We start from the raw sequence: 254 nt of genomic DNA, 5'->3' as shown, positions 1-254 counted from the left end.
TACTACCTCTACTTGAACGCCGTTTATTATTTCCTGGGAAAAACCTCGCGTTTTGACTTCCTGTCGCCTTGGCTATCTAAGTTGACCGGGACGACGCGTGAGACCCCCGAAGAAAAGGAGCGTCAGCGGCTCTAAAAGCTGGCCGCCCTGCAAAAGCAAGCAATGGGGGCGTCCAAGGGTTTATTCACTGGTGAAGACGTTATCCAAGCCGAGGTCGAAATCGATTCCCGCGAGCAAGAAAACCTCCGTAAGGT

1 protein-coding gene is annotated in these 254 nt (G+C 52.4%); it reads left to right on the top strand.

Translation table 11 applies throughout. The features are described from left to right. The first annotated feature begins 12 nt into the window (after positions 1-12). A complete protein-coding gene (locus L9G74_RS23160; protein ID WP_369123394.1) occupies positions 13-135 on the top strand; it encodes a DUF6681 family protein in 123 nt (40 codons plus the stop codon). Positions 136-254: the final 119 nt, after the last annotated feature.

Source organism: Shewanella electrica (assembly GCF_022321485.1).
Lineage (GTDB): Bacteria > Pseudomonadota > Gammaproteobacteria > Enterobacterales > Shewanellaceae > Shewanella > Shewanella electrica.
The sequence above is the reverse complement of the archived record's forward strand: the minus strand, read 5'-3'. Positions and strand labels throughout refer to the sequence as shown.